The following is a 13,477-nucleotide window of genomic DNA, read 5'->3' as shown; positions in this document are numbered from 1 at the left end:
TCGGTTGGCTCGGAAGTTCGCGGTCCGCGGGGATCACCAGCGGTAGTGCGCGAACGCCTTGTTGGACTCGGCCATCTTGTGCATGTCCTCGCGGCGCTTGACCGCTGCGCCCAGGCCGTTGCTGGCGTCGAGGATCTCGTTCATGAGGCGCTCGGTCATCGTCTTCTCGCGGCGGGCCCGCGAGTAGTCGGTGAGCCAGCGCAGCGCGAGCGTCGTGGAGCGCACGGGGCGGACCTCGACGGGCACCTGGTAGGTGGCGCCACCGACGCGGCGCGAACGCACCTCGAGGGCGGGGCGCACGTTCTCGAGCGCACGCTTGAGCACGACGACCGGGTCGCCCTGCGTCTTCTCACGGACACCCTCGAGGGCGCCGTAGACGATCGACTCGGCGACAGACTTCTTGCCGTCCAGGAGGACCTTGTTGATGAGCTGCGTGACGACGGGCGATCCGTAGACCGGGTCGACGATGAGCGGCCGCTTCGGGGCCGGACCCTTGCGAGGCATCAGTTGCTGCCCTTCTTCGCGCCGTAACGGCTGCGAGCCTGCTTGCGGTTCTTCACGCCCTGCGTGTCGAGCGCGCCACGGACGATCTTGTAACGAACACCGGGGAGGTCCTTCACACGACCGCCGCGGACGAGCACGATCGAGTGCTCCTGCAGGTTGTGGCCGACACCCGGGATGTACGCGGTGACCTCGATGCCGCTGGACAGCTTGACGCGCGCGACCTTGCGGAGAGCCGAGTTCGGCTTCTTCGGGGTGGTCGTGTAGACGCGGGTGCACACACCGCGGCGCTGCGGGCTGCCCTTGAGCGCGGGAGTCTTCGACTTATTGGTCTTCGGCTGCCGGCCCTTGCGGACCAGCTGCTGGATCGTAGGCACTACGTCTCCGAGTCTGTAGGTGAGTCTCTGGTCAACCAGGTCCTAGCCCGGTCTGGTGGAGGCACTGCCGCCCGCCCGTGCCGCGACAAGCGCGACACGCACGTGCGAAGCCCTCAGGCCTTTCCTCCCGCACCGACCCCCGCGCCCGGGCGTGTCGACCGATCTCCGCAAGGCGGCACACGTCGACTTCTCATCGACTGTGTGTCGCACGCGGCGGATCGCTTCTCCACCCGGCACACCCCGGATCAGTTCGCAATGTCCTGATGTGTCCGGGGACGTGCACGCACGAGGGCCCGACGGCGCGGGCACGGTCTCTAACGTTACCGGCGGGACCCAAGTCCGTCAAAGCAACAGGACACCGTACACCGCGCGCCCGCTCGGGCGGCCTGCGCCAGACGCATGACTGGGGCCCACCGCTGCGCGCGGTGGGCCCCAGTCATGTGGTGCGGGTCAGGCAGACGTCAGCGGAAGTCGCCGAAGTCGATGTCCTCGAGCGGGATCGCCTCGCCCGAGCCGAGGCCCAGGGCGGGGAAGTCGATCTCGTCGTAGCCGAAGGACGGGTACAGCTCGGCCTTCGCCTCCTCGGTCGGCTCCACCGTGACGTTCCGGTAGCGGGCCAGGCCCGTGCCGGCGGGGATGAGCTTGCCGATGATGACGTTCTCCTTGAGCCCCAGCAGCGGGTCGCTGCGTCCGCTCATGGCCGCCTCGGTCAGCACGCGGGTCGTCTCCTGGAAGGAGGCGGCCGAGAGCCACGAGTCGGTCGCGAGCGAGGCCTTGGTGATGCCCATGAGCTCCGGGCGCCCCGAGGCCGGCTGGCCGGACTCGGCCACCGCACGACGGTTGGCGTCCTCGAACCGGCCACGCTCGGCGAGCTCGCCGGGCAGCAGGTCCGTGTCGCCCGAGTCGAGGACCGTCACACGGCGCAGCATCTGCCGCACGATGACCTCGATGTGCTTGTCGTGGATGTCCACGCCCTGCGAGCGGTAGACCTCCTGGACCTCGTCCACCAGGTGCTTCTGGGTGGCACGCGGGCCGAGGATGCGGAGGACCTTCTTCGGGTCGACCGCGCCGACGACGAGCTGGGTGCCGACCTCGACGTGGTCGCCATCGCCGACCAGCAGGCGCGAGCGCTTGGTGATCGGGTAGGCGATCTCCTCGGAGCCGTCGTCGGGCGTGAGCACGATGCGACGCGTGCGCTCGGCCTCGTCGATCGTGATCCGGCCAGAGAACTCCGCGATCGGGCCCTCACCCTTGGGGGTGCGAGCCTCGAACAGCTCCTGGATACGGGGCAGACCCTGGGTGATGTCGTCAGCCGAGGCCACACCACCGGTGTGGAAGGTACGCATCGTCAGCTGCGTGCCGGGCTCACCGATCGACTGGGCCGCGATGATGCCGACGGCCTCGCCGATGTCGACGAGCTTGCCCGTGGCCAGCGAACGGCCGTAGCACTTGGCGCAGGTGCCGACCCGCGACTCGCACGTCAGGACCGAGCGGACCTTGAGCTCCGTGACGCCGGCCTCGAGCAGCTCGTCGAGCAGCACGTCGCCGATGTCCTCGCCCGCCTCGCCGATGACCTTGCCGTCGATCTCGACCGGCGTGGCCAGCGTGCGCGAGTAGACGCTCGTCTCGACCTTGTCGTGGCGGCGCAGCGTGCCGTCGGACCCGGGCACGCCGATCGGCATGACCAGGCCGCGCTCGGTGCCGCAGTCCTCCTCGCGGACGATGACGTCCTGCGAGACGTCCACCAGACGACGCGTGAGGTACCCCGAGTCGGCGGTCCGCAGAGCGGTGTCCGCCAGACCCTTACGGGCGCCGTGCGTCGCGATGAAGTACTCGAGGACGGACAGGCCCTCGCGGTAGTTGGCCTTGATCGGGCGAGGGATGATCTCGCCCTTCGGGTTCGCCACAAGACCACGCATACCGGCGATCTGACGGACCTGCATCCAGTTACCACGAGCCCCGGAGCCCACCATCTTGTAGACGGTGTTCTCCTTCGGGAAGTTGTCCTGCATCGCCTTGGCGACCTTGTCGGTGGCCTGCGTCCAGATCTCGATGAGCTCCTGGCGACGCTCGTCGTCGGTGATCAGGCCCTTGTCGTACTGGCCCTGCACCTTCGCCGCGCGCGCCTCGTGCTCCTCGAGGATGGCCGCCTTGGCCGCGGGGGTCGCGACGTCCGAGATGGAGATCGTGACGCCCGAGCGGGTGGCCCAGCGGAAGCCGGCCTCCTTGAGCGCGTCGAGGGACGCGGCGACCGCGACCTTCGGGTAGCGCTCGGCGAGGTCGTTGACGATGACCGACAGCCGCTTCTTGTCGACGACGCCGTTCTCGTACGGGTAGTCGACCGGCAGCAGCTCGTTGAACAGCGCGCGGCCCAGCGTCGTGTCGAGCGACAGCGGCGTGCCCTGCTCCCAGCCCTCGGGGGCGTCCTCCTCCGCGAGGACCGGGTCCTCGAGGCGGATGCGCACCTGCGCGCTGAGGTCCAGGCTGCCCTGGTCGAACGCCATGATCGCCTCGGACACCGAGGAGAACGCCCGACCGGCGCCCTTCGCGTCGTCCTTGTCGAGCGTCAGGTGGTACAGGCCGATGATCATGTCCTGCGAGGGCATGGTCACCGGACGGCCGTCCGACGGCTTCAGGATGTTGTTGCTCGAGAGCATGAGGATGCGGGCCTCAGCCTGCGCCTCGGCGCTCAGGGGCAGGTGCACAGCCATCTGGTCACCGTCGAAGTCGGCGTTGAACGCCGCGCAGACGAGCGGGTGCAGGTGGATGGCCTTGCCCTCGACGAGCTGCGGCTCGAACGCCTGGATGCCGAGGCGGTGCAGCGTGGGCGCGCGGTTGAGCAGCACGGGGTGCTCGGTGATGACCTCTTCGAGGACATCCCACACGACCGGGCGGGCACGCTCGACCATGCGCTTGGCCGACTTGATGTTCTGCGCGTGGTTGAGGTCCACGAGCCGCTTCATGACGAAGGGCTTGAAGAGCTCGAGCGCCATCTGCTTCGGCAGGCCGCACTGGTGCAGCTTGAGCTGCGGGCCGACCACGATGACCGAACGGCCCGAGTAGTCGACGCGCTTGCCGAGCAGGTTCTGGCGGAACCGGCCCTGCTTGCCCTTGAGCATGTCCGAGATCGACTTCAGCGGACGGTTGCCGGGGCCCGTCACCGGGCGGCCACGACGGCCGTTGTCGAACAGCGAGTCCACGGCCTCCTGGAGCATCCGCTTCTCGTTGTTCACGATGATCTCGGGCGCGCCGAGGTCCAACAGCCGCTTGAGGCGGTTGTTGCGGTTGATCACGCGGCGGTACAGGTCGTTCAGGTCCGACGTGGCGAAGCGGCCACCGTCGAGCTGGACCATCGGACGCAGGTCCGGCGGGATGACCGGGACGGCGTCCAGGACCATGCCCGTGGGCGAGTTCGTCGTCGTGAGGAACGCGTTGACGACCTTGAGCCGCTTCAGGGCACGCGTCTTGCGCTGGCCCTTGCCGTTCTTGATCGTGTCGCGCAGCGACTCCGCCTCAGCCTCCAGGTCGAAGGCCTCGAGGCGCTTCTGGATCGCCGCGGCGCCCATCGAGCCCTCGAAGTAGTTGCCGTAGCGGTCCTGGAGCTGGCGGTACAGCATCTCGTCGCCCTCGAGGTCCGCGACCTTGAGGTTCTTGAACCGGTCCCAGACGTGGTCGAGGCGGTCGAGCTCGGCGTCCGCGCGCTTGCGGATCTGCGTCATCTCGCGCTCGGCGGAGTCGCGCACCTTGCGGCGCGCGTCAGCCTTGGCGCCCTCGGCCTCGAGCTCGGCCAGGTCGGCCTCGAGCTTCTGGGCGCGGGTGTTGATGTCGTTGTCGCGACGGTCCGCGATCTCCTTCTTCTCCAGGTCGATCTCGTTCTGGAGGTTCGGGAGGTCTTCCTGGCGGCCATCGACGTCGACCGACGTGATCATGTACGCGGCGAAGTAGATGACCTTCTCGAGGTCCTTCGGCGCGAGGTCGAGCAGGTAGCCCAGGCGCGAGGGCACGCCCTTGAAGAACCAGATGTGCGTGACGGGCGCGGCGAGCTCGATGTGGCCCATGCGCTCACGGCGCACCTTGGAGCGCGTGACCTCGACGCCACAGCGCTCGCAGATGATGCCCTTGAAGCGCACGCGCTTGTACTTGCCGCAGTAGCACTCCCAGTCCCGGGTGGGGCCGAAGATCTTCTCGCAGAAGAGGCCGTCCTTCTCGGGCTTGAGCGTGCGGTAGTTGATGGTCTCGGGCTTCTTGACCTCGCCGTGCGACCAGGTGCGGATGTCCTCGGCCGTGGCCAGGCCGATTCGCAGCTCATCGAAGACATTGACGTCGAGCAAGGGGGTCCTACTTCCTTCGCTTGCCGGCGCCGCGTGGGCGGCCGGCGGATGGAGGGTGCTGCTGGGTGGTGTCGGCCCCGGCCCGGCCCGTCACGGATGACGGTCACCGGGCCGAGGCTCGACCTCAGATCTCTTCGACGTTGCTGGCGTTCGGTCGCCGGGACAGGTCGATGCCGAGCTCCTCCGCTGCGCGGTAGACCTCGTCGTCGTTCTCCTTCATGTCGATCGAGACGCCGTCCGAGGACAGCACCTCCACGTTCAGGCAGAGCGACTGCATCTCCTTGAGGAGCACCTTGAAGGACTCCGGGATCCCCGAGTCGGGGATGTTCTCGCCCTTGACGATGGCCTCGTACACCTTGACGCGTCCGGGGACGTCGTCCGACTTGATGGTCAGGAGCTCCTGCAGCGTGTAGGCGGCGCCATACGCCTCGAGCGCCCACACCTCCATCTCGCCGAATCGCTGACCACCGAACTGCGCCTTACCACCCAGCGGCTGCTGCGTGATCATCGAGTACGGGCCGGTCGAACGGGCGTGGATCTTGTCGTCGACCAGGTGGTGCAGCTTCAGGATGTACATGTAGCCGACGGCCACCGGGTCCGGGAACGGCTCGCCGGAGCGGCCGTCGAACAGCCGGGCCTTGCCCGTGCCGTCGACCATGCGCTCGCCGTCGCGGTTCGGAAGCGTCGAGGAGAGCAGGCCCGTGAGGGTGCCCTCCGGGACGCCGTCGAAGACCGGCGTGGCGACCGGGTTGCCGGCCGGGGACTTCGCGGCGATCGCCGGGACGCCCTCGCGCCACGACAGGTCGTCGCCCTCGGCGATCTCGATGTCCCAGCCCTGCTTGGCGACCCACCCGAGGTGGGTCTCGAGCACCTGGCCGACGTTCATGCGGCCGGGCACGCCGAGCGGGTTGAGCACGATGTCGACAGCGGTGCCGTCGGGCAGGAAGGGCATGTCCTCGACGGGCAGGATCTTCGAGATGACGCCCTTGTTGCCGTGGCGTCCGGCGAGCTTGTCGCCGTCGGTGATCTTGCGTCGCTGGGCGATGTACACCCGGACCAGCTCGTTCACGCCGGCGGGCAGCTCGTCGCCGTCCTCACGGTTGAACGTGCGGACCTCGATGACCGTGCCGGACTCGCCGTGCGGGACCTTGAGCGACGTGTCGCGGACCTCGCGAGCCTTCTCGCCGAAGATCGCGCGGAGCAGGCGCTCCTCCGGGGTCAGCTCCGTCTCGCCCTTGGGCGTGACCTTGCCGACCAGGATGTCGCCCGCGCCGACCTCGGCGCCGATGCGGATGATGCCGCGCTCGTCCAGGTCCGCAAGGACCTCCTCGGAGACGTTCGGGATGTCCCGAGTGATCTCCTCCGGGCCGAGCTTGGTGTCGCGCGCGTCGACCTCGTGCTCCTCGATGTGGATCGAGGAGAGCACGTCGTCCTGCACGAGACGCTGGCTGAGGATGATCGCGTCCTCGTAGTTGTGGCCCTCCCACGACATGAACGCCACGAGGAGGTTGCGGCCGAGCGCGAGCTCGCCCTCGTCCGTCGCCGGGCCGTCCGCGAGGACGGAGCCCTTCTCGACGCGGGCGCCCTCGTCGACCAGCACGCGCTGGTTGTAGGACGTGCCCTGGTTCGAGCGGCGGAACTTCGCGACCCGGTAGGTCGACGTCGTCGCGTCGTCGTTGGCGATCACGATCAGGTCGGCCGAGACCTCGGTGACGACACCCGGCTTCGAGGCCACGATGACGTCGCCGGCGTCGACCGCCGCGCGCCACTCCATGCCGGTGCCGACCAGCGGCGCCTCGGAGCGGACCAGCGGCACGGCCTGGCGCTGCATGTTCGCGCCCATGAGGGCGCGGTTGGCGTCGTCGTGCTCGAGGAACGGGATGAGCGCGGTCGCGACCGAGACCATCTGCCGCGGCGAGATGTCCATGTAGTCCACGGCGGTGCCGGGGACGATCTCGACCTCTCCGCCCTTACGGCGGACGAGCACCATGTCCTCGGCGAACTTGCCGCTCGCCTCGAGCGGGGCGTTCGCCTGGGCGATGACGTAGCGGTCCTCGTCGTCAGCCGTCAGGTAGTGCACGTCGTCGGTGACGACGCCGTTCACGACCTTGCGGTACGGCGTCTCGACGAAGCCGAACGGGTTGATCCGCCCGTACGTGGCGAGCGAGCCGATCAGGCCGATGTTCGGGCCTTCAGGGGTCTCGATCGGGCACATGCGGCCGTAGTGCGACGGGTGGACGTCACGGACCTCCATGCCAGCGCGGTCACGGGACAGGCCGCCCGGGCCCAGCGCGGACAGGCGACGCTTGTGCGTCAGCCCCGCGAGCGGGTTGTTCTGGTCCATGAACTGCGACAGCTGCGACGTGCCGAAGAACTCCTTGATCGACGCCACGACCGGGCGGATGTTGATCAGGGTCTGCGGTGTGATCGCCTCGACGTCCTGCGTCGTCATGCGCTCGCGCACCACGCGCTCCATCCGGGACAGGCCCGTGCGGACCTGGTTCTGGATGAGCTCGCCGACCGCGCGGATGCGACGGTTGCCGAAGTGGTCGATGTCGTCGGTCTCGACGCGCACCGCGACGGGCTCGCCGTTGCGCTTGCCGTCGATGGTCGCGACGTCGGCGTGCAGGGCGGCCAGGTACTTGATCGTCGCGACGATGTCGTCACGCGACAGCACCGAGTCGCGCAGCGGCACGTCGATGCCGAGCTTCTTGTTCACCTTGTAGCGGCCGACCTTCGCGAGGTCGTAGCGCTTGGGGTTGAAGTAGAAGTTCTCGATCAGCGCGCGGCCGGCCTCGATCGTCGGCGGCTCGCCCGGGCGGATCTTGCGGTACAGGTCCAGCAGCGCCTCGTCCTCGGCGGTGACGTGGTCCTTGTCCAGCGTGTCGAGCACGGCGGGGAACCCGGCGAACTCCTCGCGGATCTCCGACTCGCTCATGCCGAGGGCCTTCAGGAGCACCGTGGCGTTCTGCTTGCGCTTGCGGTCGATGCGGACACCGACGTTGTCGCGCTTGTCGATCTCGAACTCGAGCCAGGCGCCGCGGCTCGGGATGATCTTCGCGGTGAAGACGTCCTTGTCGGAGGTCTTGTCCGGGGTGCGCTCGAAGTACACGCCCGGGGAGCGCACGAGCTGCGAGACGACGACGCGCTCGGTGCCGTTGATGATGAACGTGCCGCGCTCGGTCATGAGCGGGAAGTCGCCCATGAACACCGTCTGGCTCTTGATCTCGCCGGTGGTGTAGTTGACGAACTCCGCCGTGACGAACAGCGGCGCGGCGTACGTGAAGTCCTTCTCCTTGCACTCTTCGGCCGTGTACTTCGGCGGCTCGAAGCGGTGCTCGCGGAAGGACAGCGACATGGAGCCGCCGAAGTCCTCGATGGGGGAGATCTCCTCGAAGATCTCCTCGAGGCCGGCGGTCTCCGGGACGTCCTGACGTCCCTGCTCGAGAGCGGCGGCCACACGGGCCTGCCACTTCTCGTTGCCGAGCAGCCAGTCGAAGTTCTCGGTCTGGAGACCGAGCAGGTCGGGGACCTCGAGGGGCTCGTGGATCTTGGCGAAGGAGATGCGACGCGACGCGGTGCGCTTCGCGAGTGCGTCGGCGGACGGAGCAGAAGGGGTGCGCGAGGCAGCCAAGAGGGGTCCTTCCCTGCGGATCGAGTGCACGCTGTGCGCGGGACGTGCCATCTGCTCACCTGTCCCCTACCCTGGACCGGACGCGCACTCTGAGCGCGCGCATGGCGATGGCAGTACGGGGTCGGGGTCGGTTTGCAGGCACAAGCCAGCGCAAAGCGCTAGCGTATACGCTCTGAATAGACCTGTCCAGCCCGGACACAGAGCGTGAGACCGCAAGCCATCTGACCACGCGGACGCCAGGGCTTCTGAGCCCCACGACACGGCAGTCGACCTGCAGAGCACGAGACCCGCACCCTCGAGGAGAGTGCGGGTCTCGTCGCGTCAGGCCCTCCTCACGGAGGGTTCCTCGCGGTGTGTCACCACGCCGCGAGGACGCAGGTCACTTGAGGACGACGGTGGCGCCAGCGCCCTCGAGAGCGGCCTTGGCCTTCTCGGCGGCCTCCTTGTTGACACCCTCCAGGACGGCCTTGGGGGCGGCGTCCACGAGGTCCTTGGCCTCCTTCAGGCCGAGGCTCGTGAGGGCGCGCACCTCCTTGATGACCTGGATCTTCTTCTCGCCGACGCCCTCGAGGACGACGTCGAACTCGTCCTTCTCCTCCTCGGCAGCGGCGTCGCCGCCACCGGCGGCCGGGGCGGCCGCGACGGCGACCGGAGCGGCAGCGGTGACCTCGAAGGTCTCCTCGAAGGCCTTCACGAACTCGGAGAGCTCGATGAGCGTGAGCTCCTTGAATGCGCTGATGAGCTCGTCAGTCGTGAGCTTCGCCATGATGGCGTGTCCTTCCATGTCGTGCCCGCCGACCTCGGTGGTCGGCGCAAGCGGGGGGTTCGAGCTGCTGGGCCGGGTGGCTCAGGCTGCTTCTTCGGACGACTCCTCGCGCTTGGCGCGCAGGGCGTCGACGGTGCGCACAGCCTGGGCTGCGGGCGCCGTGAAGAGGTACGCCGCCTGGAACAGCGACGCCTTGAGCACGCCGGCCGTCTTGGCCAGCAGGACCTCGCGGGACTCGAGGTCCGCGAGGGTGTTGATCTCCGCAGCGGTCAGGGCGCGTCCGTCGAGGACACCACCCTTGATGACCAGCGCGGGGTTCGCCTTGGCGAAGTCACGCAGACCCTTGGCTGCCTCCACCGGGTCACCGGTGACGAAGGCGATGGCCGAGGGGCCCTGGAGGTCGGCGTCGAGGCTCTCGATGCCGGCCTGCTTGGCGGCGATGGCCGTCAGCGTGTTCTTCACCACGGCGTAGGTTGCGTTGCCGCTGAGCGCGCGCCGCAGCTGCTTGAGCTGGGCGACGGTGAGCCCGCGGTACTCGGTCAGCACGGCCGCGTTCGAGTCACGGAACGCGTCCGTGAGCTCTGCGACTGCGGCTGCCTTGTCCGGCCTCGCCATGGCAATCCTTCCGGTGGTGGTGCCACCGATCGTCCCTCACCCCGCACATGACAAGAGCCCCGCGCAGGCGCGGGGCTCGAAGGCACAGAACTACATGCGGCTCGAATCTCTCACCTGCGCTGGCCTCCGCAGTTGCGGGACTTCGGGCGGCTCCCGCGGCTGCGCTCGCTATAGCGAACACGGTGCGGAGGCCGACGACCGGCGGTCTTGGGCGCACTCACCATACGTCACGAGCGGCGGAGGGCCAAATCGCGGCCGCCGGGCCGGACCGCCCGGGACGCACGCAGGGCCCGGTCCGCGAACGGACCGGGCCCTGCGATGAGACGGTGAGGAATCAGGCCTCGTCGTCCTCGAGCGTCAGGTTCCGCACCTTGTTCTGGTCGACCAGGATGCCGGGGCCGTTCGTCGTCGAGAACGTCGCCTTCGTGATGTAGCGGCCCTTCGAGCTGGCGGGCTTCAGACGCAGGACCTCGTCCAGCGCGGCGGCGTAGTTCTCCACGAGCTGCGTGTCGGAGAACGACGTCTTGCCGATGATGAAGTGGAGGTTCCCGTGCTTGTCCACGCGGAACTCGATCTTCCCGCCCTTGATGTCCGTCACAGCCTTCGCGACGTCCATCGTGACCGTGCCGGTCTTCGGGTTCGGCATGAGCCCGCGCGGGCCCAGCACCTTTCCGAGGCGGCCGACCTTGCCCATGAGGTCGGGCGTGGCGACAGCGGAGTCGAAGTCCGTGTAGCCCGCGGCGACCTTCTCGATGAGCTCGTCGCCACCGACGATGTCGGCGCCCGCGGCCCGAGCCTGCTCAGCACGCTCACCCGTCGCGAAGACCAGGACCCGAGCGGTCTTGCCGGTGCCGTGCGGCAGGTTCACGGTGCCACGGACCATCTGGTCCGCCTTGCGGGGGTCGACGCCGAGGCGGAAGGCCACCTCAACGGTCGCGTCGTACTTCGTCGTCGACGTGGCCTGCGCGAGGCGCACGGCCTCGAGCGGCGAGTAGACCTTGTTCGGCTCGATCTTCTCGAGCGCGGCGTTGTACGCCTTGCTGTGCTTTGCCATCTGCTTGGTTCTCCTTGGTCAGCAGTCGTGGTCGTCGGGCCGCACATGGCCCTGCCACTGCACTTCTCGGGTGGTGCTGGTCAGCCCTGGACGGTGATGCCCATGGACCGGGCGGTGCCGGCGATGATCTTCTCGGCGGCGGCCAGGTCGTTCGCGTTGAGGTCGACCAGCTTGGTGCTGGCGATCTCGCGCACCTGGTCGGCCGACAGCGTGGCGACCTTCACCGTGTGCGGGGTCGGCGAGCCCTTGGCGACGCCTGCGGCCTTCTTGATGAGCTCGGCGGCCGGCGGGGTCTTCGTGATGAACGTGAAGGAGCGGTCTTCGTAGACCGTGATCTCCACGGGCACGACGTCCCCACGCTGCGACTCGGTCGCGGCGTTGTACGCCTTGCAGAACTCCATGATGTTGACGCCGTGCTGACCCAGCGCGGGTCCGATCGGCGGCGCCGGCGTGGCAGCCCCAGCCTTGATCTGGAGCTTGATCAGGCCGGTGACCTTCTTCTTGGGAGGCATGTCGGGTCCTTCTTCGTGAACTTCAGGTGACTTGCGCGGCCGACGGCGCCGCGCGACGCCGTCGGTGGGGTGTCAGCCTCAGATCTTGGCGACCTGGCTGAACGACAGCTCGACCGGGGTCTCCCGGCCGAAGATCGAGACGAGCACCTTGAGCTTCTGGCTCTCGGGGTTGATCTCGGAGATGGTGGCGGGCAGCGTGTCGAACGGGCCGTCCGTGACGGTGACCGACTCGCCGACCGTGAAGTCGACCTTGATCTCGGCGGCTGCGCGGCCAGCGGCCCCGCCTGCCGACGGCTTCGCGGGCTCCAGCGTGGGGGCGAGCATCGAGAAGACCTCGTCGAGCGTCAGCGGCACGGGCTGGTGGGTGTGGCCCACGAAGCCGGTCACGCCGGGCGTGTGGCGCACGGCGCCCCACGACTCGTCGGTGAGGTCCATGCGCACCAGGACGTAGCCGGGGATCCGCACGCGGCGCACGACCTTGCGCTGCGCGTTCTTGATCTCCGTGACCTCCTCCATGGGCACCTCGACCTGGTGGATGTACTCCTCCATGTTGAGGCTCTGGGTCCGGTTCTCCAGGTTCGCCTTCACCCGGTTCTCGTACCCCGCGTAGGAGTGGATGACATACCAGTCACCCGGCTGCGAGCGGAGCTGGGCCTTGAACGCCGCGACCGGGTCCTCCTCGACGTCGGCCTCGGCCTCAGCCTCGCCCTCCGTCGACTCGTCCTCGGCCGGCGCGTCTTCTGCCGGCTCGTCCTCGTCCGACTCGTCCGTCACGCTCTCGTCAGCGGCCTCGACGGTCTCGACGGCGTCGGCAGAACCTGCGGCGGGCGCCTCGACCGCCTCGACCGACGCCAGGGCGTCCTCGAGCTCCGTCTCGGCAGTGCCCTGCTCGGGTTCCTGCGACTCGTACGACACGTGCGAACCTGCTTTCTCAACGACTGTCCTGCAGAACGGGTGGACGGGGGCCGCCCGACCTGGGGTGGTGCGTCAGCCTCCGAAGACCCAGAAGCTGAGCTTGCCGACGCCGAGGTCCACCACGGTGACGAACGCCATCACGATCACGACGAACACCAGCACGACGCCGGTGTAGGTGATCAGCTCCGAACGCGTGGGGCGGACGACCTTCTTGAGCTCGCCGACCACCTGGCGGATGAAGAGCGCGATGCGCGCGAAAAGCCCGCGGCGGTCCTGACCGTCGCCACTGACCGGCTTCGGCCGGTCCGTCCGCGATGCGGAACCGCCGGCGTCGGACGCCGCGGCAGGTGCGGATTCGCTCACAGCTGTCCCCTACGTGTTCGTCGTGTGGTGCGCTGCGTCCCGGAACGTGCCGGGTCGCGGCGCCGGTCCGACTGTGAGCCGGACCGTGACCGCGTGCGCAGGGCAGGCGAGACTCGAACTCGCAACCGCCGGTTTTGGAGACCGGTGCGCTACCAATTGCGCCACTGCCCTACGGCGACCTTCGACACGCCATGGTGGGCCACACGCGTCCCGGCCGGTGAGGGCGACGGTCTGCGGGCACGGCTCATCATGGCGGACGTCAACCGCCGGGGCTCCACTGTACGCGAGACATGACCGTGGGTCGAACCGGCCCTCGAGGGACGGCGCCCGGCCCCTGGGCGAGACCCTCCGCGGCGTCCCCCGATGGGGCCCACTTGCCTCCATCACGCGTGCCGCGTCTGCGAGGATG

At 68.5% G+C, this 13,477-nt stretch carries 10 protein-coding genes and 1 tRNA gene; all 11 read right to left on the bottom strand.

What is annotated here, in order from left to right; translation table 11 throughout:
• Positions 1-33: 33 nt before the first annotated feature.
• The 11 genes from rpsG to BN3788_RS02715 all read right to left on the bottom strand — a co-directional run bounded on the left by rpsG (position 34) and on the right by BN3788_RS02715 (position 13,239).
• A complete protein-coding gene (gene rpsG / locus BN3788_RS02765; protein ID WP_066582332.1) occupies positions 34-504 on the bottom strand; it encodes a 30S ribosomal protein S7 in 471 nt (156 codons plus the stop codon).
• On the bottom strand, positions 504-878 hold the full coding sequence (rpsL, locus tag BN3788_RS02760) for a 30S ribosomal protein S12 (RefSeq protein WP_066582331.1): 375 nt from the start codon (positions 876-878) through the stop codon (positions 504-506). Before rpsL ends, rpsG begins: the two co-directional genes overlap by 1 nt.
• 461 nt (positions 879-1,339) lie before the next feature.
• The gene (locus BN3788_RS02755) at positions 1,340-5,209 is read right to left on the bottom strand and encodes a DNA-directed RNA polymerase subunit beta' (protein WP_066582330.1); all 3,870 of its coding nucleotides are present in this window, start codon (positions 5,207-5,209) and stop codon (positions 1,340-1,342) included.
• Between the two features lie 124 nt (positions 5,210-5,333).
• Positions 5,334-8,843, bottom strand: a complete 3,510-nt coding sequence (gene rpoB / locus BN3788_RS02750; RefSeq protein WP_066582329.1) for a DNA-directed RNA polymerase subunit beta — start codon at positions 8,841-8,843, stop codon at positions 5,334-5,336.
• 379 nt (positions 8,844-9,222) lie between these two features.
• Positions 9,223-9,609: a 50S ribosomal protein L7/L12 gene (gene rplL, locus BN3788_RS02745; protein WP_066582328.1), complete on the bottom strand. Its 387-nt coding sequence runs from the start codon at positions 9,607-9,609 to the stop codon at positions 9,223-9,225.
• An 81-nt stretch (positions 9,610-9,690) separates the two neighbouring features.
• Positions 9,691-10,224 (bottom strand): 50S ribosomal protein L10, encoded by a 534-nt coding sequence (gene rplJ / locus BN3788_RS02740; RefSeq protein WP_066582327.1) that lies wholly within the window; start codon positions 10,222-10,224, stop codon positions 9,691-9,693.
• A gap of 334 nt (positions 10,225-10,558) precedes the next feature.
• Positions 10,559-11,278: a 50S ribosomal protein L1 gene (gene rplA / locus BN3788_RS02735; protein WP_066582326.1), complete on the bottom strand. Its 720-nt coding sequence runs from the start codon at positions 11,276-11,278 to the stop codon at positions 10,559-10,561.
• A gap of 80 nt (positions 11,279-11,358) precedes the next feature.
• Positions 11,359-11,790: a 50S ribosomal protein L11 gene (gene rplK / locus BN3788_RS02730; RefSeq protein ID WP_066582325.1), complete on the bottom strand. Its 432-nt coding sequence runs from the start codon at positions 11,788-11,790 to the stop codon at positions 11,359-11,361.
• 78 nt (positions 11,791-11,868) lie between these two features.
• Positions 11,869-12,705, bottom strand: a complete 837-nt coding sequence (nusG, locus tag BN3788_RS02725) for a transcription termination/antitermination protein NusG (protein WP_066582324.1) — start codon at positions 12,703-12,705, stop codon at positions 11,869-11,871.
• Between the two features lie 72 nt (positions 12,706-12,777).
• Positions 12,778-13,068 (bottom strand): preprotein translocase subunit SecE, encoded by a 291-nt coding sequence (secE, locus tag BN3788_RS02720; RefSeq protein WP_066582323.1) that lies wholly within the window; start codon positions 13,066-13,068, stop codon positions 12,778-12,780.
• 98 nt (positions 13,069-13,166) lie between these two features.
• Positions 13,167-13,239, bottom strand: a tRNA-Trp gene (locus tag BN3788_RS02715).
• Positions 13,240-13,477: the final 238 nt, after the last annotated feature.

It is taken from the genome of Cellulomonas timonensis (genome assembly GCF_900046455.1).
Classification (GTDB): Bacteria; Actinomycetota; Actinomycetes; order Actinomycetales; family Cellulomonadaceae; genus Cellulomonas_A; species Cellulomonas_A timonensis.
The sequence above is the reverse complement of the archived record's forward strand: the minus strand, read 5'-3'. Positions and strand labels throughout refer to the sequence as shown.